At 64.9% G+C, this 15,993-nt stretch carries 16 protein-coding genes and 2 pseudogenes; 10 read left to right on the forward strand and 8 right to left on the reverse strand.

Features of this window, described 5'->3' with window-relative positions; translation table 11 throughout:
• Window positions 1-37: 37 nt before the first annotated feature.
• The 3 genes from P9230_RS12365 to P9230_RS12375 form a co-directional block, all read right to left on the reverse strand.
• Window positions 38-1,183: an ABC transporter ATP-binding protein gene (locus P9230_RS12365; RefSeq protein WP_278056999.1), complete on the reverse strand. Its 1,146-nt coding sequence runs from the start codon at window positions 1,181-1,183 to the stop codon at window positions 38-40.
• A gap of 86 nt (window positions 1,184-1,269) precedes the next feature.
• Entirely contained in the window at window positions 1,270-2,217 is a 948-nt protein-coding gene (locus tag P9230_RS12370) for a PfkB family carbohydrate kinase (protein ID WP_278119225.1), read from the reverse strand.
• Window positions 2,218-2,220: 3 nt separating this feature from the next.
• Window positions 2,221-3,021: a class I fructose-bisphosphate aldolase gene (locus P9230_RS12375; protein ID WP_095800983.1), complete on the reverse strand. Its 801-nt coding sequence runs from the start codon at window positions 3,019-3,021 to the stop codon at window positions 2,221-2,223.
• 185 nt (window positions 3,022-3,206) lie between these two features.
• Here P9230_RS12375 and P9230_RS12380 point away from each other — a divergent pair, with 185 nt between their 5' ends.
• Window positions 3,207-4,355 (forward strand): Gfo/Idh/MocA family oxidoreductase, encoded by a 1,149-nt coding sequence (locus P9230_RS12380; RefSeq protein WP_278119227.1) that lies wholly within the window; start codon window positions 3,207-3,209, stop codon window positions 4,353-4,355.
• 34 nt (window positions 4,356-4,389) lie between these two features.
• Here the strand turns inward: P9230_RS12380 and P9230_RS12385 are convergent, their stop codons facing one another.
• A complete protein-coding gene (locus P9230_RS12385) occupies window positions 4,390-5,412 on the reverse strand; it encodes a LacI family DNA-binding transcriptional regulator (protein WP_095823886.1) in 1,023 nt (340 codons plus the stop codon).
• A gap of 219 nt (window positions 5,413-5,631) precedes the next feature.
• Between P9230_RS12385 and P9230_RS12390 the strand changes: the two genes are divergently transcribed.
• Together P9230_RS12390 and P9230_RS12395 are read left to right on the forward strand one after the other, a co-directional pair.
• Entirely contained in the window at window positions 5,632-6,579 is a 948-nt protein-coding gene (locus tag P9230_RS12390; RefSeq protein ID WP_095776665.1) for a sugar kinase, read from the forward strand.
• Window positions 6,576-7,862, forward strand: coding sequence for a D-tagatose-bisphosphate aldolase, class II, non-catalytic subunit (locus P9230_RS12395; RefSeq protein ID WP_278119230.1), 1,287 nt, complete (start codon window positions 6,576-6,578; stop codon window positions 7,860-7,862). The genes P9230_RS12390 and P9230_RS12395 overlap by 4 nt, the downstream gene beginning before the upstream one ends.
• 9 nt (window positions 7,863-7,871) lie before the next feature.
• On the opposite strand, the gene P9230_RS12400 is transcribed toward P9230_RS12395, so the two are convergent.
• Complete coding sequence (locus tag P9230_RS12400) at window positions 7,872-8,411, reverse strand: Lrp/AsnC family transcriptional regulator (protein WP_095776664.1); 540 nt, start codon at window positions 8,409-8,411, stop codon at window positions 7,872-7,874.
• A gap of 48 nt (window positions 8,412-8,459) precedes the next feature.
• Here P9230_RS12400 and P9230_RS12405 point away from each other — a divergent pair, with 48 nt between their 5' ends.
• Complete coding sequence (locus P9230_RS12405; RefSeq protein WP_278119232.1) at window positions 8,460-9,641, forward strand: MFS transporter; 1,182 nt, start codon at window positions 8,460-8,462, stop codon at window positions 9,639-9,641.
• Between the two features lie 59 nt (window positions 9,642-9,700).
• The gene (locus P9230_RS12410; protein WP_127240747.1) at window positions 9,701-10,123 is read left to right on the forward strand and encodes a GNAT family N-acetyltransferase; all 423 of its coding nucleotides are present in this window, start codon (window positions 9,701-9,703) and stop codon (window positions 10,121-10,123) included.
• Here the strand turns inward: P9230_RS12410 and P9230_RS12415 are convergent.
• Window positions 10,120-11,235 carry an anhydro-N-acetylmuramic acid kinase gene (locus P9230_RS12415; protein ID WP_095800978.1) on the reverse strand — a complete coding sequence of 372 codons (1,116 nt, stop codon included), beginning with the start codon at window positions 11,233-11,235 and terminating at the stop codon, window positions 10,120-10,122. The two genes, P9230_RS12410 and P9230_RS12415, sit on opposite strands and share 4 nt — an antisense overlap.
• A gap of 211 nt (window positions 11,236-11,446) precedes the next feature.
• On the opposite strand from P9230_RS12415, the gene P9230_RS12420 reads away from it, so the two are divergent.
• Window positions 11,447-12,136, forward strand: a complete 690-nt coding sequence (locus P9230_RS12420) for an SDR family NAD(P)-dependent oxidoreductase (RefSeq protein WP_278119234.1) — start codon at window positions 11,447-11,449, stop codon at window positions 12,134-12,136.
• Window positions 12,137-12,170: 34 nt separating this feature from the next.
• Window positions 12,171-12,278: pseudogene (locus tag P9230_RS12425) on the forward strand (ABC transporter permease); the annotation flags it as partial.
• Here P9230_RS12425 and P9230_RS12430 read toward each other — a convergent pair.
• Window positions 12,266-12,451 (reverse strand): hypothetical protein, encoded by a 186-nt coding sequence (locus tag P9230_RS12430; RefSeq protein WP_278119236.1) that lies wholly within the window; start codon window positions 12,449-12,451, stop codon window positions 12,266-12,268. The pseudogene P9230_RS12425 and the gene P9230_RS12430 sit on opposite strands and share 13 nt — an antisense overlap.
• A gap of 57 nt (window positions 12,452-12,508) precedes the next feature.
• Between P9230_RS12430 and P9230_RS12435 the strand changes: the two are divergent.
• Window positions 12,509-13,528, forward strand: a pseudogene (locus P9230_RS12435) (isopenicillin N synthase family oxygenase).
• A 233-nt stretch (window positions 13,529-13,761) separates the two neighbouring features.
• Here the strand turns inward: P9230_RS12435 and P9230_RS12440 are convergent.
• A complete protein-coding gene (locus P9230_RS12440) occupies window positions 13,762-14,391 on the reverse strand; it encodes a hypothetical protein (RefSeq protein ID WP_278119238.1) in 630 nt (209 codons plus the stop codon).
• A gap of 190 nt (window positions 14,392-14,581) precedes the next feature.
• On the opposite strand from P9230_RS12440, the gene hpaR reads away from it, so the two are divergent.
• Window positions 14,582-14,986 (forward strand): homoprotocatechuate degradation operon regulator HpaR, encoded by a 405-nt coding sequence (hpaR, locus tag P9230_RS12445; protein WP_095800975.1) that lies wholly within the window; start codon window positions 14,582-14,584, stop codon window positions 14,984-14,986.
• Between the two features lie 187 nt (window positions 14,987-15,173).
• Window positions 15,174-15,560, forward strand: a complete 387-nt coding sequence (locus P9230_RS12450; protein ID WP_067328009.1) for a VOC family protein — start codon at window positions 15,174-15,176, stop codon at window positions 15,558-15,560.
• Window positions 15,561-15,993 lie beyond the last annotated feature (433 nt).

Genomic DNA, 15,993 nt, shown 5'->3' on the forward strand with positions numbered 1-15,993 from the left:
GCGCATCGCTCCTGCCTGCGGGCTCTGCGACAAATCTTCAGATCGCCAGATGCGTCTCGGGATCGAAGAAATGGAGCTTGGCGTCGTCTACGGCCAAGCGGATCTCCGAGCCGGGCAGGACTGTGCTGACCGGTTCGAATTTCGCCACCGCGTTCGAGGTCATGCCGAAATCCTGCACCGCGTCCGGATCGCCGGAGTCCACCCGCACCGCGTCGATGCTGAGATGAACGATGTGTTCGGACCCGAGTTCTTCGATCGAGGTCACCTTTGCCGGGATCGTCTGATACTTGCGGCCGGATTCGAGACTGCTGTCATAGAGATCCTCCGGTCGGATCCCGAACACGACCTTGCGCCCCGCATACGACCTCAAGGACGGCCTGCGCACGAAGGCTGCGTCCTGCAGCCGGATGGCGAAGGTGCCGGACATCAGTTCGTCGCCCGTCAGCGTCGCCTCGAACAGGTTCATCGAAGGAGAACCGATGAAGCCGGCAACGAAGGCGTTCACCGGCGATTCATAGAGTCTCTTGGGAGTGTCGACCTGCTGCAGCACGCCGCCCTTCAACACCGCGACCCTGTCCCCCATCGTCATCGCCTCGGTTTGGTCGTGGGTCACGTATATGGTCGTGACGCCGAGCTGCTTTTGCAGGCTGGTGATTTCGGCGCGCATTTGAACACGCAGCTTCGCGTCCAGATTGGAAAGGGGTTCGTCCATGAGGAAGGCGGCCGGCTCGCGCACCATGGCGCGGCCCATGGCAACCCGTTGACGCTGTCCGCCTGAAAGGTTCGCGGGTTTGCTGTCGAGCAGAGATGTCAGCTGAAGGGTTTTGGCGATCTCGTCCACCCGCTTCTTGCGCTCGGCCTTCGGCTTGCCTGCCAGCCGCATCGAAAAGGCGATGTTTTCGAACACCGTCATATGCGGGTAGAGCGCGTAGCTCTGGAAGACCATCGCGATGTCGCGGTCCTTGGGCGGCATGTCGACGACGTCGACTCCGCCGATCCGAAGGCTGCCGCTTGTCACGTCCTCCAGCCCCGCGATCATTCGCAGCGCGGTGGATTTGCCGCAGCCGGACGGCCCGACGAGAATCAAGAACTCGCCATCCTCGACCGACAGGTTCAATTGGTCGATTGCGTGAAAGTTGTTCCCATAGGTCTTGCAGATATTCTCAAGAATGACTTCTGCCATCTTCCTCCCTCCACAAGGCTAAGCCGCTCGTTTTTATGATCATTATCGGCCTATGTTCGCCTGCGAATGTTCCTCGGATAGTTCAACTATGTTCCGGTATCGAGGTGCGATTTCAGTTCGACTGCCGACGGGGCTTTCGTCGATGCCAAGAGTTCCGTGACCTGGCCCTCGGTCGGCAGCGCCTCGCGCCCGCCACGCCCCGTTATCGACAGGGCCGCGGCCGCGGCCGCGAATGCGACCCGGCCTGCGGTCTCGGCTCCGCGCGTCAATGCATGGGCATAGGCACCGTGAAAGCAGTCACCGGCGCCGGTCGAGTCGACGACGGCAACCCGGTGCGGAGGCAGGTGCCAGAGCCCTGCCTCGTCGCGTCCGCGATAATAGACGCCCCTGCCGCCGTCAGTCAGAACCACGGTGGACCGCGACGGCATCCACAATGCGTCGAGCACCTCGGCGGGCGATCGGCCGCCCGTGGCAGCCCGCGCGAAGCCGAGGGGAAGAATGAGATGGTCGCAGAGCCCCATCAGCCTCTCGGTGGCTGGGCCGCTGCTCCATTCGATATCGCCGAGGATTGCAAGGCCGAGATCGCGAGCCCGAGCCACGACATCCATCGACCGGATCGCGTAACTATCGACGATCAGGACGGCCGCGCGGCTGAGGACCTCGTCCGGAAAGTCTGGCGCGGTGCCCAGCATCGCTTCGTCGTCATACGCGATGAACCTCTCCCCATCCGAGCCGACGGTGATCCGCGAGCGCACCGGGCGTGCGTGCGGGTGGCGCGGCGCGAATGCGGTTTCAACTCCGCTCGCAACGAGATCGCACAGCACGGCGTCGTCAGCGGCACTGGCTAGCCATCCGACGAACCCGGCGGTTCCGCCGAGCCGCGCGACGGCGGCAAGGGCCGTCGCGACATTTCCGCCGAAAGTTCGGGCAGTTTGCAGAACCTTCCCCTTGCCCGCCGACAACGGCTGATCGACATAGACGATGTCGTCGATCGCAATAGCGCCGAAGCCGAGGATTGAAGGGACGGTGGGCATCGTTCAGGCACCCGCCTTCGCCAGGGCGTCTTCTGCCGAAAGGCCGTCATGGATGACGCTCCGAAAGGCAAGTGCCGCCTTCTCCGGATCGCCATGCCCCCAGAGATTGCGACCGACCACGGCACCGCGCGCGCCGGCACGTATGGCGTCCGCCGTCTGCTGAAGGGCGCCGAGCAGCGTCTCGGTCTTCGGACCACCCGCGATCACAACCGGCACCGGGCAGGTCCGGACGGTCTCTCGGAACGACTCGAAATCGCCCGTGTAGCCTATCTTGATCACGTCGACGCCGGACTCGTAGCCGATGCGCGCCGCATAGGCGATCTCGTCGGGGGTGAAGACGATTTTTGCTCCGTCGGTGAAATCGCGCGGGTAGATATGCGCCACCACCGGCATGCCGTAGCGTGCCGCCGCATTCACCGAGTCGGTCAGCCAGCGGATGTACTTACCCTCGGTCGCGCCGCGCACCGGAATGGCAACGGCCAACGCATCGGCCCCGGCGCGCACCGCATCCTCCGGCGTTGCAATCAGCTCGCTGATGCGATCGTCTGGGGTGAAGCAGCCCGCCTGGATCACCAGAGACGCTTTGCCCGCATATTGCGGCCACAGATGGCGCGCGGTGCCGGGCTGGATGCTGACGTAGTCGGGTTTGCCCATCATGACGCGCGCGAGCGCACCGGGCAGATCGGCAAGCCCGCCTTTGCGCACGTCGCCGTAGCCGACAAAGTGGTCGACCGCGCCGCCAAAAAGCTTCCCGGACGGATGCGAGAAGAGGCGCGCAAGGCGCACCTTGGTTCCTAGGCTCATGAGTGCAAAATTCCTCAATCGTTTTGAGCTGGCGGCCTCGGATGTCGAGCCAGCATTTTCACATGCTCTATAAAAATTTTACGCGCGTCAAGATTTAAAATGCGCTATAGCGAGTAGGGAACATGGTCCGCCGCCGTTGCAGCGGGTTGTTTGCGGCGATGCCGCATCGGGAGGTCGGAAGGAAAATGCAAGCAAAGTCAGGAGCGAAGCTCGGTATCGGCGTTATCGGTTGCGGCAACATATCGATGACCTATTTGCGCAACGCAGCACTTTTCGCCGGCGTGGAACTGCGCGCCTGCGCCGATATTTCCGCCGACATGGCCGCGCTACGGGCCAGGGAATACGGTATCCGCGCGCTGCCGGTCGATGCGCTGCTGGCCGATCCCGAGGTCGATCTCGTCCTCAACCTCACCGTTCCGTCGGCGCATTTCGACATCACCCATTCGGCGCTTTCCGCGGGCAAGCACGTCTTCACGGAAAAGCCTCTGGCGACCTCGGCCGGCGAGGGCCGCCGGCTGGTCGCGGAGGCGGCGAAGCGCGATCTGCTGCTGGGCTCGGCTCCAGACACCTTCCTCGGCGCAGCCGGGCGGCGTGCCCGCCGCCTAATGGACGAGGGCGCGATCGGCCGCGCCGTGACCGGCACCGCCTTCATGATGGGGCGCGGCATGGAGCATTGGCATCCCAATCCGCAATTCTACTATCAGCCGGGCGGCGGTCCAGTGTTCGACATGGGGCCATACTACCTGACGATGCTGGTCAACCTGCTCGGCCCGGTCGCCCGCGTCATGGCGATGACGACGCGCGGTCAGGACGAGCGCCTGATCACCGCCGAAGGCCCTTACAAAAACACCAGCTTCAGGGTCGGCACGCCGACCAACATCCTGTCGCTGCTCGAATTCCACTGCGGCGCCACCGTCACCTTCGGCGCCTCCTGGGACGTCTTCAAGCATTCCAACCATCCGATCGAGCTGCACGGGACGGAAGGCTCGCTCAGGCTACCCGATCCCGACACGTTTGGCGGCACGGTCTCGCTATCGGCGCACGGCGCCGACTGGAAGGATTTCGAGAGCGAAGGCGAGCTCTACGGCGCGCGCAACTGGCCCTATGCCGCACCGGACCGCGCCAACTATCGCATGCTCGGCGTCGCCGACTTGGCGCGGTCGCTGTTGGAAGGGCGCAGACCCCGCGCGTCCGGCGAACTGGCGCTACACGTGCTCGAGGTCATGGAAGCGATCCTCGCCTCCGGCGAAAGCCGGAACTCCGTCGCCGTCGTCGGCTCGGTCGACCAGCCGCCGCTGCTCGGCGAAGACGAGGCGGCGAGCCTGCTTGCCTGAGGCGCCGTGATCGCCCAGCGGGAGTTCGGTATCCCTAGGCCGACTGGCGCATCACCAGCGTCGCGTCGAGATTGACCTTCGCCGCGACGGGCGCGCCGTCCTCGTCGAGCAGGGTAAGCAGCGTCTCGACGCTGCTTCCGGCCATCGCCGCGAAATCCTGCGCCATGGTGGTGAGCGCCGGGCAAGTGTAGCGGCTGAGCGGGTGGTCGTCATGCGCAGCCACCCGCAGGTCGCAATCCGCCTTGCGGCCCACCTTCAGCCCTTTCGAGAAGGCGGCCGCCATCACGCCGAAGGCGAGACGATCGTTGGCGCACAATATGGTCTTGCCCGGCAGGCCGCCATTGCCGAGCAGCTTTTCCGTCTGTTCGTAGCCGATCCGTTCGAACTCCCATGTGTAGTCGTCGGTATTGCCGAAGACGAGCGGCTCCTGCCCGAGCCGCTTCATGGCATTGACGTAACTCTCCACCCGCTCGCGCGAATTATGATTGACGTGCGGAATATCGAAATAGACCGGGGCATCGCCCGAGCGGCAGAGATAGTCGACGATGGTCGACATGCTCTGCACATTGTTGTTGCCGACGAAAGGCGTGCCGCCTTCGAGATAGGTGTCGAAATAGACAATCGGGATCGCCTGCGTCAGCTTCTCGATCGCTCGCTGGTCCGAGCGCCGGCCGAGCGGTGCTATCAGCGCGCCGGAGACCTTCAACGACAAGATCGTCCGCGTCGCCTCGGCTTCCAGTTCGCTCGATCCATGCGAGGAAATGACGATCGGCCAATAGCCTTCGTCGCGTAGCCTGAGTTCGATGCGGCTGACCATCTCGGAATAGAACGGGTCGGTCACCGTCGGCACGACGATGCCGATGCTGCGGGTGCGCTTGCGGTTGAGGTTTCGCGCGAACAGATTGGGCTGATAGTCGGACGAGCGCAGCGCATCCTCGATGCGTTTTCGCGTCGCCGGCTTGACGCTGGTCGGATCGTCGAAGAATTTCGACAAGGTCGGCCTGGAGACGCCGCAGGAACGGGCGAACTCCTCCATCGTCTTGTGAGTCATCGGCATCCAAACCCTCGCGGCATGGAACCTCGCTCCCATGGCGCTGCTCCGGCGCTCATACGGCGCATCGGCGTGCGTCTGCAAGTTGAAACTTTACAGGAAGCTCCGCAAGTTTCAACGCGTCCGGAGAAATTATTCCATGCGTAAATTTATTAATTGACGTGAAAAAGAGGGGGCCGTATTCCAAGCCCTAAAGCCATGCATGGCGAATGCCGGGAGGACGTGATGAAGAAGCTGGTCTCAGCCGGCGAGATCCTCGTCGAGATCATGGCGGAATCAATCGGCCAGAGCTTCCTCGAGCCCGGTCCGCTGGCCGGCCCCTTTCCGTCCGGCGCCCCGGCGATCTTCATCGGCCAAGCGGCGGCGCTCGGCCAGCCTGCGGGTCTCATCGGCGCCGTCGGCGGGGACGATTTCGGCCAGTTGAACATCGACCGGCTCAGCGCGCTCGGCGCCGACGTTTCGGCAATCGCCGTCCGTGAAGGCCATGCAACCGGCACCGCCTTCGTCGCCTACCGGACCGATGCATCCAGGCATTTTGTTTTCAATATCCGGAACAGCGCCGCCGGCCTTTTGGAAATGGACGATGCCGCCAAGCGGCTCTTGGCCGGAGCCGATCATGTCCATGTCATGGGCTCTTCGCTTTTTTCCGATCGCGCCACCGACGTCGCACTCGCCGCGATCGCAGCCGTGAAGGCCAAGAGCGGCACGGTGTCCTTCGATCCGAACATCCGTCGCGAGATCATGCAGGCGTCCGGCACGCGTCAGGCGCTCGATCATGTGCTCGCGCAGACAGATGTCTTCCTGCCGAGCGGCAACGAACTGTTCCTTTTCTCCTCCGCCAGCGACGAACAGGCCGCGGTCCGCGAATTGCTGGGGCGAGGCATCTCCTGCATCGTGCTGAAGAAAGGCGCCGATGGCGCCACTTATCACGACCGCAAGGGCACGCTCGCCATGCCCGGCTTTGTGGTCGAGGAAGTCGATCCGACCGGCGCCGGCGATTGCTTCGGCGCCGCCTTCGTTTCCTTCTGGCTGCGCGGTGCCTCGCCCGCCGATGCACTGCGCATCGCCAATGCCTGCGGCGCGCTCGCCGTTACCCGCAAGGGGCCGATGGAAGGCATTCACCGGCTCGCCGACGTCGAGGCCTTCATCGCAAAAGCGACCGCACGCGCATGACCGGCGCCACGGCAAGATTTGCTGGCATCGCCGCTCGCCGCGCGGCAGGCGCGAAGGGCGGCATCGCCTCGATCTGTTCGGCGCACCCGCTGGTGATCGAAGCGACGCTCCGCCACGGCGCGAGGAATGGCGCCGATGTGCTGATCGAGGCGACCTGCAACCAGGTCAATCACGAGGGCGGCTATACCGGCATGACCCCGGCCGCCTTTCGAGCCTTCGTCGAGACGCAAGCAGGCAGGACCGGCTTTCTGTTCGACCGGCTGATCCTCGGCGGCGATCACCTCGGCCCGAATCCGTGGAAGCATCTGCCCGCGGCGGAAGCGATGAACAAGGCGGCGGCGATGATCGACGCCTATGCCTCCGCCGGCTTCACCAAGCTGCATCTCGACACCAGCATGGCTTGTGCCGACGATTCCGTGGCACTCGCCGACGAGACGATTGCCGCGCGCGCGGCCGAGCTTGCGGCGGTTGCCGAGGCGGCGGTCGCCCGCTCGGGTGATGAAAAACCCGTCTACATCATCGGCACCGAAGTGCCGGTTCCGGGCGGCGCGCTGGAAGCGCTCGACCATATGCATGTGACCGAGCCGGCCGATGCGCTCCGCACGGTCGAGCTCCATCGCCAGGCCTTCTGCCGTCTCGGCCTCGATGCCGCTTTTGCCCGGGCGGTCGGTATCGTCGTTCAGCCCGGCGTCGAATTCGGCAATGCCGACATCATCGCCTATGCGCCCGAGAGGGCGACGAAGCTGGTCGCGGCCCTGGAAAGCCAGCCGCAATTCGTCTTCGAGGCGCATTCGACCGACTATCAGCCCGCCGAAGCTTTGGCCGCGCTCGTGCGCGACGGCTTCGCCATCCTCAAGGTCGGCCCCTGGCTCACCTTCGCGTTGCGCGAGGCGCTCTATGGCCTGAGCCACATCGCCGACGCGCTCGCGCCCGATCCCTCGCGCGAAAGCCTGCCGGCCGCGATGGAACGCATCATGCTGGCCTCGCCCGGCAATTGGCAGAAATATTATCCGGGAACGCCTGACGAGCAGCGCCTGCAGCGGCATTTCTCCTTCAGCGACCGCATCCGCTACTACTGGCCATCACCCGATGCGCAGCATGCGACCGAAGCGCTGCTGGCGGCGCTCGGCGATCGCGAGATTCCACGCCCCCTGATTAGCCAGTATCTCGGCCATCTCGATGCCGAGGTCGGCGCCGGTCGGATCACGCCGACCGCGCATGAGCTTCTGATTGCCAGCGTCACGCGCGTCCTCGATACCTATCGCAGGGCCACGATCCCGTAAGCCGGCGGATTAGTAGACAGGCGTCGCCATATGTTTGGGTGCCGGCCATTCGGCCGTGATCTCTGGCTGGACCGGCCGTTCGAGATAGGTTGAAAGCACCACATAGCTGCGCGTCGAGACCACGCCCGGCGTCTCGTAGATACGAGACAGCAGGCCTTCCAGCGCCCTTGTGTCCTCGGTGCGTACCTTGAGCAGCATGCAGGTGTCGCCGGCGACCGAATGGATCTCTTCCACTTCCGGGCATTCCGAGATCGCCATCAATTCCGGCGTCTTGCCCCAGCCCCTGGTATCGATGTGCACGAAGGCGAGCAGCGGCTTCTTCACCGCCTTCGGATCGATGATCGCCGAGGTGGCGCGGATGGCGCCGCTGCGCCTGAGCCGCTTCACCCGCTCATGCGCCGCCGGTGGCGACAGGCCGACGCGATCGCCGAGCTCCGCATAACTGATGGTCGCATCGTCGACCAGAACGCCTAATATTTTTCGGTCGATCGGGTCGACCTCACGGGTTGGCTGCTTGTTCCGCTGAACGTCATCTGTTTCTGAGTCCATTTGGAAATTCTCCATTGATGCTGAATTCAATTCGGTCATTATGGAGATATGTCGAACAGTGATCAATCAGCGATTCTGACTGCGGCGTCCCGTGCACCGATCCCGGCCGCAGCCTACCTGCTCACCGGCTGCATCGCCGTCATCGGCTCCAACTCACTGGTTCTCGGGCCGATAGCGCCCGCCGTCGCGGCATCCTTCGCGGCAAGCGTGCCGGCGGTGATGACGGCCGCCGCTGCCTTCGGCCTCGGCACCTCGGCCAGCGCGCTTTTTCTTGCCCGCTATATCGACCGGATCGGCGCCCGCCGCATGCTGCAGGGCGCACTGCTGTTGCTTGCGCTGGCGCTGGTGGGCAGCGCGCTCGCGCCGACGGTGGCGGCGCTGGTCGCGGCCCAGCTCGTTGCCGGCATCGCTGCTGGCGTCGCCATGCCGGCGATCTACGCCAGCTCCGCAGCGATCGCGCCGCCCGGCCGCGAGAGCGGAACGATCGGCGTCGTGCTGACCGGCTGGACGCTGTCCATGGTCGCCGGAGTGTCGCTGTCGGCGGTGCTTGCCGATCTGATCCATTGGCGGGCCGTCTTCGCCGCTGTCGCGCTTCTCGCCGGAGCCGCCGTCGCCGGCCTGTCGGTCAGCTCGCTGCGCGACACCAGGAAAAGCGGTCCGGCACCGTCGCCGCTCGGCGCGCTGGCTGTGCCCGGAATCCTGCCGCTGCTGATCGCCTGCGGCGCCTTCATGACCGCCTTCTATGGCGTCTACGGCTATCTCGGCGATCATCTCCATGAAGGTCTCGGCGAGCCGGTCAGCGCCAACGGGCTGGCGGCGATCGCTTACGGGCTCGGCTTCGGCGCGGCGGCGCTGCTTGACGGCGTCATCGACCGTCTCGGCGCCCGCCGCGTCATGCCCTTCGCCTATCTGCTGGTCGCCGCCGTCTATGTGGCGATCGCCTCGGCCAGCGGCGCCTTCGGCCTGCTGATGGCGACGATCGCCGTCTGGGGCCTTGCCAACCATTTCGGGCTGAACGTTCTGGTGATGCGGCTCACCGCGCTCGACGCCGCGCGGCGCGGCACGATCATGGGCCTGAACAGCGCAGTCACCTATTTCGCCGTAACCGTCGGCACCGCCGGTTTCGGCCCGCTCTACACCGCCCTCGGCTTCGCCAACTGCGCCCTGGTCGCCGCCTTGCTGATGCTGGTGGCGGCATCGGCCGCGGCGTGGCGCTCTGCCCGGCAATAGGCTTGCGTGTCGCTTCGCTCCTTGGCTAAGGCTGGCTTCCGAACCGCACCGGAGCCACCGTGAAGATGACGCTCGAGATCACCACCGAGCCCTTGCCGCAGGATCTCGCCCGTGTCGGCGAGGGCTTGACCGCCTTCAACGACAGCGATGTCGGTGCCTCGGGCCGGAAGACGCTCGCCGTCTTCGTTCGCGACGACGCCGGCGCGATCGTCGCCGGCATTTCCGGTTACACCGCCTGGGGCTGGCTCTATGTGCAATGGCTCTGGGTCGACGAAATCTGGCGTGGCCGGCACATCGCCGCGAGCATGCTGGACGCAGCCGAACGGGAAGCGCTGGCGCGCGGCTGCCAGGCCGCGTGGATCGACACTTTCAATCCGACCGCGGCCAAGGTCTATCAGCGCCAGGGCTACCAGCCGTTCGGCACGCTCGCCGATTTTCCGGTCGGCCGCAGCCGCATCTTCCTGCAGAAGAAGTTGTCTTAACCCGCGAGCTTTCCACCGCGCATCGGCTGCGGCACCCCGGTGGTGCTCGGAAAGCTGATCGGCAGGCCGCGCAGCACGCGCACCGCTAGGAACGCGAAGCATTCCGCTTCGACCGCGTCGCCCTTCCAGCCGAGCGTCTCGGCTTGCACCACTTCGACGCCGGCGCGCTGGCCGAGCATCGCCATCATGGTCGGGTTGCGGCGGCCGCCGCCGCTGACCGCCAGTCGTCTTGGCCGGCGCGGCAACAGATCGAGCGCCTTGCCGACCGCCGAGACGGTGAAAGCCGTCAGCGTCGCCGCGCCGTCCTCCGCGCCGAGCCCGTCGGCCATGGCCGCGGTGAAGTCGAAGCGGTCAAGCGATTTTGGGTAAGGCTTCGTCAGATACGGATGCTGCAGCAGCCGCTCTAGCCTTGCCTCGTCGACCGTACCCGCGGCAGCCAGTCTGCCGTCGCGATCCATCTCGCCGAGGCCCTTCGCCTTGATGAAATCGTTGACCGGCGCATTGGCCGGCCCGGTGTCGAAGGCGACGATGTTGTCTTTGCCGTCCCACCAGGTGATGTTGCCGACGCCGCCCAGATTGAGCACCGCGGTGTCGCCGCTGGCGTCGGCCTCTTTGAGCAGCGCCGCATGATACGCGGCAGCGAGCGGCGCGCCTTGTCCGCCGGCCGCCACATCGGCCGTGCGGAAGTCATAGGCGACTTTGGTGCCAAGCAGGGCGGCCATCAGCTCGCCGTCGCCGAGCTGGCGCGTGCGGCCGATTCGTCGCGGCTGCGGGGCGCGATGCAGCACCGTCTGGCCGTGGAAGCCGACGACGCCGATATCGGCCATCGTCATGCCCTGGCTTTCGACCAAATCCCTGACCGCCGCCGACTGCGCGCGCGTCAGCGCCTCCTCCGCCTCGCGAAAAATCGTCGGCTCCGGCCCCTCGAAATTCCAGACGCGTGCTTGGCGCAGGGTCTCTTCGAGCAGGGTGCGGATCGATTGCGGGTAGGGGGCCAGTGTGTATGTGCCGGTGTCGGCGATGCGCTCGCCGTCGGTTTTAATCAGCGCCACGTCGATATTGCCGTCAAGCACCGTACCGGTCATCAGGCCGACGGCCCAGATTGGTTCCATGGTCGTTCCTCGAATCGCCGCTGGACCACGTGTCGGACGGATCGGCGCGACAGGCAAGTCTTTCGGATGCGCCGGGACCTCTCACCGTGCACCGCCTTTGTGTCGCACTGCCAAAACGGAGCAACCTAGTCCTTGCCTCTTGCCGCCGAAGGAGCGAGCTTGTGCGATTATCGACCTCAACTGAACAACGCGTACTCGCAGGAGGAACGACATGGCCGCCAATGTCGCAGTGATCGCCGGCGCTGGAGCTGGCCTCAGCGCCTCGCTGGCGCGGCTCCTCGGCAAGCAAGGTTTTCGCGTCGTGCTGGCCGCCCGCAATGTCGACAAGCTCTCCGCGCTGGTTCAGGAGACGGGTGCGCAGGCGGTGGAGACGGACGTGTCGGATGCCGCCTCCGTCGCGCGGCTGTTCGAGGCGGCCGACAAGGCCGGCTCCCTCGAAATTGCCGTCTTCAACGCCAGCGGCCGCACGCGCGGCCCGATCGCCGAGCTCGATCCGGAGGCGGTCAAGCAGGCCCTGCTCGTCGGCGCCTATGGCGGCTTCCTCGTCGGCCAGCAGGCGGCGCGCCGGCTTGTTGCGCGCGGCTCCGGCTCGATCCTGTTCACCGGCGCCACTGCGAGTCTCAAGGGCTTCTCCGGCTCGGCCGGCTTCGCCATGCCGAAATTCGGGCTGCGCGGGCTGGCGCAGTCGATGGCGCGCGAGCTAGGTCCGAAGAACATCCATGTCGCGCATTTCATCATCGACGGCCAGATCGAGCCGCCCGGGCAGGCGGCCGAGCCAGACCGGCCGGATCGCCGCCTCTCGCCGGACGCGATCGCCGAGACCTATCTCGCAGTCCACCGCCAGCATCGCAGCGCCTGGAGCTTCGAGGTCGAGCTGAGGCCCTGGGTCGAGGCGTTCTGACGATCCATTCCACGAACCGTGCAATAACGCGCCCCGACGCGAGACCGGCGTCATGGTTGCGGCGGTGGTGGTGCTGATCGTGCTGGTCTGCGGCATCCAGTGGTGTGACCGGCTGGTCGCGTGGCTGGATCATAGCGGATAGGCGAAACGCGAGAAGCGGAAGTCGAATGAACGCAATTTGCCGCGAAAACCCGGGAATTGAGCGGCGGCTTGCTCCATTTGCAACGAGATTGGTTGGCGCGTTTCTTCACCTGCAATGACGCGCATGTCATCGTGCGGCGGGGTTGCTCGAGCAATTCCAGGAAAAGTGCGCATCGGTTTTCCGTCCGGACTTGCGAAAAACAGAGAGTTGCCGCCAAGAGGAAGCTGTCCATGGCCAGAATAATCCCGGTGCTCGATCTCGACCGACTGGAGCAGGGCGAGTCGGAACTGCGGACCTTCTTGTTTGATCTGCGCACCGCCGCTCGCGATGTCGGCTTCTTCTATCTCAGCGGCCACCGCATAACGCAGCCGGACATCGACCCGGTGCTCGATGCCGCGCGGCGCTTCTTTGCCTTGTCGGAGGCCGACAAGCTGGCCATCGAGATGGTGAAGTCGCCGCAGTTTCGCGGCTACACGCGTGCCGGCGGCGAGCTGACCAGGGGCAAGGCCGACTGGCGCGAGCAGCGCGACATCGGCGTCGAGCGCGCGACCATTTCGCAAGGGCCGAGCGTGCCGGCCTGGACCCGGCTGCAAGGTCCGAACCAGTGGCCGGCTGCGTTGCCCGAACTGAAGCCGGCGCTGCTTGCCTGGCAGACCAAGGCGACGGAGGTAGCCATCCGGCTGCTCAAGGCCTTCGCGCTGTCACTCGATCAGCCGGAGGACGCCTTCGACCCGATCTATGGCAGCGAGCCCAACCACCGCATGAAGATCGTGCGCTACCCAGGCCGCGACGCCACCGGTGACGACTAGGGCGTCGGCGCGCATAAGGATGGCGGTTTCCTCACCCTTCTGCTGCAGGACGAGAACAAGGGGCTGCAGGTCGAATATGATGGCAGCTGGGTGAATGTGGATCCGATTCCGCAAACGCTCGTGGTCAACATCGGCGAACTGCTCGAACTCGCTTCGAACGGGTATCTGAGAGCAACCGTGCACCGTGTCGTCACACCGCCGCCAGGCGTCGAGCGGATTTCGGTGCCGTTCTTCTTCAGCGCCCGGCTCGACGCGACCATCCCGCTGCTCGACCTTCCGCAGGAACTGGCGGCTGAGGCGCGCGGGCCGGCCAGCGATCCCGACAATCCGCTCTTCCGCAACGTCGGAACCAATGTGCTGAAGAGCCGTCTGAGGTCGCATCCCGACGTGGCCCGGCAGCACTATGCCGATCTTCTGGAAAAGGCAGCGGCGGCCGGCTGAGCTTTGCCGCTGCCCGCGCGATATTTTTTCGCCTTCCGGCCAGTTTTTGGAATTCAGTTCGTGGAAAATATACCGCAACCGCCCCAGATAGAGGCCATCGCTCGGTGTTTTCCTCCCATTGCGCCGGGCGATGTTCCCCTCTGAAGGTTATGACCTTCATTCTTGGCCGGGCCGCTTTCGCGCCCGGCCTTTTTCTTTGGGGCAGCGCGCAGCTTGCAAATTCGCGCGGCCGGTCAGGCGAAAGCGATGCGGATCGCACCAAAGGGTCCGAAATCCGAGACGATCCGATCGCCATGCCGGCATTCGACCGGCCGGATGAAGGAGCCCGACAGCACCACCTGTCCGGCCTCGATTTGCATGCCGTACTGATGCAGCCGGTCGGCGAGCCACACAATGCCCTTGGCCGGATGATCGAGCACGCCGGCACCGAGGCCCGTCTCCTCCACCTCGCCGTTGCGCGACACGATGGCGCCGATCCAGCGCAGGTCTGCCTCGCGCGGGCTGGGGTGGCCGCGCTCCTCCAGCGCGCGCAGATAGATCGCGTCGCTGGTCTCGTCGCTCACCTGCAGGCCGAGCGTGTCGACATAGAACGCGCGCGATAACCCCTTGATGATCGCCTCGCCGGTCCGCTTCTTCTCCTCCGCGCTGCGGCCCCTGCCGATGCGGAAATTCATGTCGATGAAGCCGTTCTCGGGGAGCCGGTCCGCGACCGCATAGGCATCTGCACGGAAGGCGCGCACCCGCTCGGCGCCGGGCTCGAACAGGCCGGTCTCGAGGATGATGCGTGAAACGAGCGCGCAAAGCTCGCTCATCTCGACCTTCGCGTCGAGATTCGCCGAATATTCGATCCCCATGTGGGGCAAGGGCTTGGCGACCGAATGTCAAGTGCTTGGTCTCCATGTCGACGGGGTCGTCGGGGACGGGATTGCCGCTCTCGGAGAAATCGCGGATATAGCTGCGATCCGAGCGTTAATTTCTGTTGCGAGTCGTACTGGACTGGAACTTTTCGGAGAGTTGACTCTGCTGCCGCCCAGCCCCCGCCCTTCCCTGCCCATGGCTCTGCTTCGCGCCCGCGAAGTGATCATGGCGCATTTTCGTCCGATGCTTGCTCGCCACGACATCACCGAGCAGCAATGGCGCGTGCTGCGCGTGCTTGCCGAGACCGGTCCGCTGGAAGCGACCGAGCTCGCTAACCGCGCCTCGATCCTGCCGCCCAGTCTCACCCGCATGATCAAAGCACTGGACGAGCGCGAATTCATCACCCGCAACAAGGTCAAGGATGACGGCCGCCGCGCTCTGCTCGCCATCAGCCCGGCCGGCGTGGCGCTGATCGAGGAGCTGGCGCCCGAGCGCACCGCCATCTACGACGCCATCGAGAAGCGTTACGGCGCCGAGCAGTACGAGCGCCTGCTGGACATGCTGGAAAGCCTGATCGAGTCGGAGTCAGCGCCAGACTGACCGACTAGCCACCGAAACTCCCAGTGCGCTGGGCTGCATGTAGTTGCGCCCGACATAGAGCAGCGCCGCCTCGTCGCTGCCATGGGCCCAAGCCGGCACGGCCGGTGTCGGCGCCTGGTTGCGCCAAGGTATACCCGATGCGACTGTGCTGGGTCGCCGTTATCGACGCTTACGCGAGGCCAATCTGATGCTCCTGGCTGTCCATCATGTCGCAATCATCTCCAGTGACTATGAGACCTCCAAGCAGTTCTACACGAACAAGCTCGGTTTCGTCGTTCTGGCCGAAAACTGGCGCCCCGAAAGGCAGTCTTGGAAGTGCGATTTGCGTCACGGTCCCATCCAGATCGAACTGTTCAGTTTCCCTGATCCGCCAAGCCGGCCCAGCAGGCCCGAGGCCTGTGGATTAAGGCATATTGCATTCTCGGTCGCCTCGGTCGAGGCAACAGCCGAGCTGCTTCGGTCGCGAGACGTCGAGGTGGAGCCCATCCGAACAGATCCATACACGGGACGATTGTTTACCTTCATCGCCGATCCCGATGGACTGCCGATCGAATTTTACCAGGACGCTGTTTGACGGTGAGGAATTCGGCCGCGAAATCCGCCGGTTGCGGAACGCGAAGCGACTGGTGGAGGAGGCAGATGATGAAGTCAGGCTTGGAGAAGCTGGGGCACGACGCCAGCTGCCATCGGGACGGCGTCGGCAGCACCTAACCATCTTCGCCGCAACGGGGAAGATGAGTCATGCCTCGCCGGTCAGCCGCGCCGAGATGAGCCTCGCCGCCCTGATCGCCGCTTCGCCCGGGGGCCGCTACCGCATCGTCTACGCGCGAGACAGGGGAGGCGATGGATAGCGTGCCGATCGGCTGGCCGTCAGCGCCGAGGATCGCCGCGCCTATGCTGTGCACGCCATCCTGGTGGGTGCGCGCCTGACGATGAACAGGGCAACGCAACGTTAGACAAGACACCAACTTTTCAGCGGCTGGAGCTACACCAGCGCGCCGCAAACA

It is taken from the genome of Mesorhizobium sp. WSM4887 (genome assembly GCF_029625865.1).
In the GTDB taxonomy this organism is placed as follows: Bacteria; Pseudomonadota; Alphaproteobacteria; order Rhizobiales; family Rhizobiaceae; genus Mesorhizobium.

What these genes read in the sequence shown, in the direction of transcription:
- P9230_RS12380 (WP_278119227.1), top strand. Translation starts at nt 3,207, where the DNA reads ATGCAAGCAAAGTCAGGAGCGAAGCTCGGTATCGGCGTTATCGGTTGC.
- hpaR (WP_095800975.1), top strand. Translation starts at nt 14,582, where the DNA reads ATGGCTCTGCTTCGCGCCCGCGAAGTGATCATGGCGCATTTTCGTCCG.
- P9230_RS12430 (WP_278119236.1), bottom strand. Translation starts at nt 12,451, where the DNA reads ATGCGCACTTTTCCTGGAATTGCTCGAGCAACCCCGCCGCACGATGAC.
- P9230_RS12375 (WP_095800983.1), bottom strand. Translation starts at nt 3,021, where the DNA reads ATGAGCCTAGGAACCAAGGTGCGCCTTGCGCGCCTCTTCTCGCATCCG.
- P9230_RS12405 (WP_278119232.1), top strand. Translation starts at nt 8,460, where the DNA reads ATGTCGAACAGTGATCAATCAGCGATTCTGACTGCGGCGTCCCGTGCA.
- P9230_RS12370 (WP_278119225.1), bottom strand. Translation starts at nt 2,217, where the DNA reads ATGCCCACCGTCCCTTCAATCCTCGGCTTCGGCGCTATTGCGATCGAC.
- P9230_RS12385 (WP_095823886.1), bottom strand. Translation starts at nt 5,412, where the DNA reads ATGCCGATGACTCACAAGACGATGGAGGAGTTCGCCCGTTCCTGCGGC.
- P9230_RS12420 (WP_278119234.1), top strand. Translation starts at nt 11,447, where the DNA reads ATGGCCGCCAATGTCGCAGTGATCGCCGGCGCTGGAGCTGGCCTCAGC.
- P9230_RS12365 (WP_278056999.1), bottom strand. Translation starts at nt 1,183, where the DNA reads ATGGCAGAAGTCATTCTTGAGAATATCTGCAAGACCTATGGGAACAAC.
- P9230_RS12415 (WP_095800978.1), bottom strand. Translation starts at nt 11,235, where the DNA reads ATGGAACCAATCTGGGCCGTCGGCCTGATGACCGGTACGGTGCTTGAC.
- P9230_RS12400 (WP_095776664.1), bottom strand. Translation starts at nt 8,411, where the DNA reads ATGGACTCAGAAACAGATGACGTTCAGCGGAACAAGCAGCCAACCCGT.
- P9230_RS12450 (WP_067328009.1), top strand. Translation starts at nt 15,174, where the DNA reads ATGCTCCTGGCTGTCCATCATGTCGCAATCATCTCCAGTGACTATGAG.
- P9230_RS12390 (WP_095776665.1), top strand. Translation starts at nt 5,632, where the DNA reads ATGAAGAAGCTGGTCTCAGCCGGCGAGATCCTCGTCGAGATCATGGCG.
- P9230_RS12395 (WP_278119230.1), top strand. Translation starts at nt 6,576, where the DNA reads ATGACCGGCGCCACGGCAAGATTTGCTGGCATCGCCGCTCGCCGCGCG.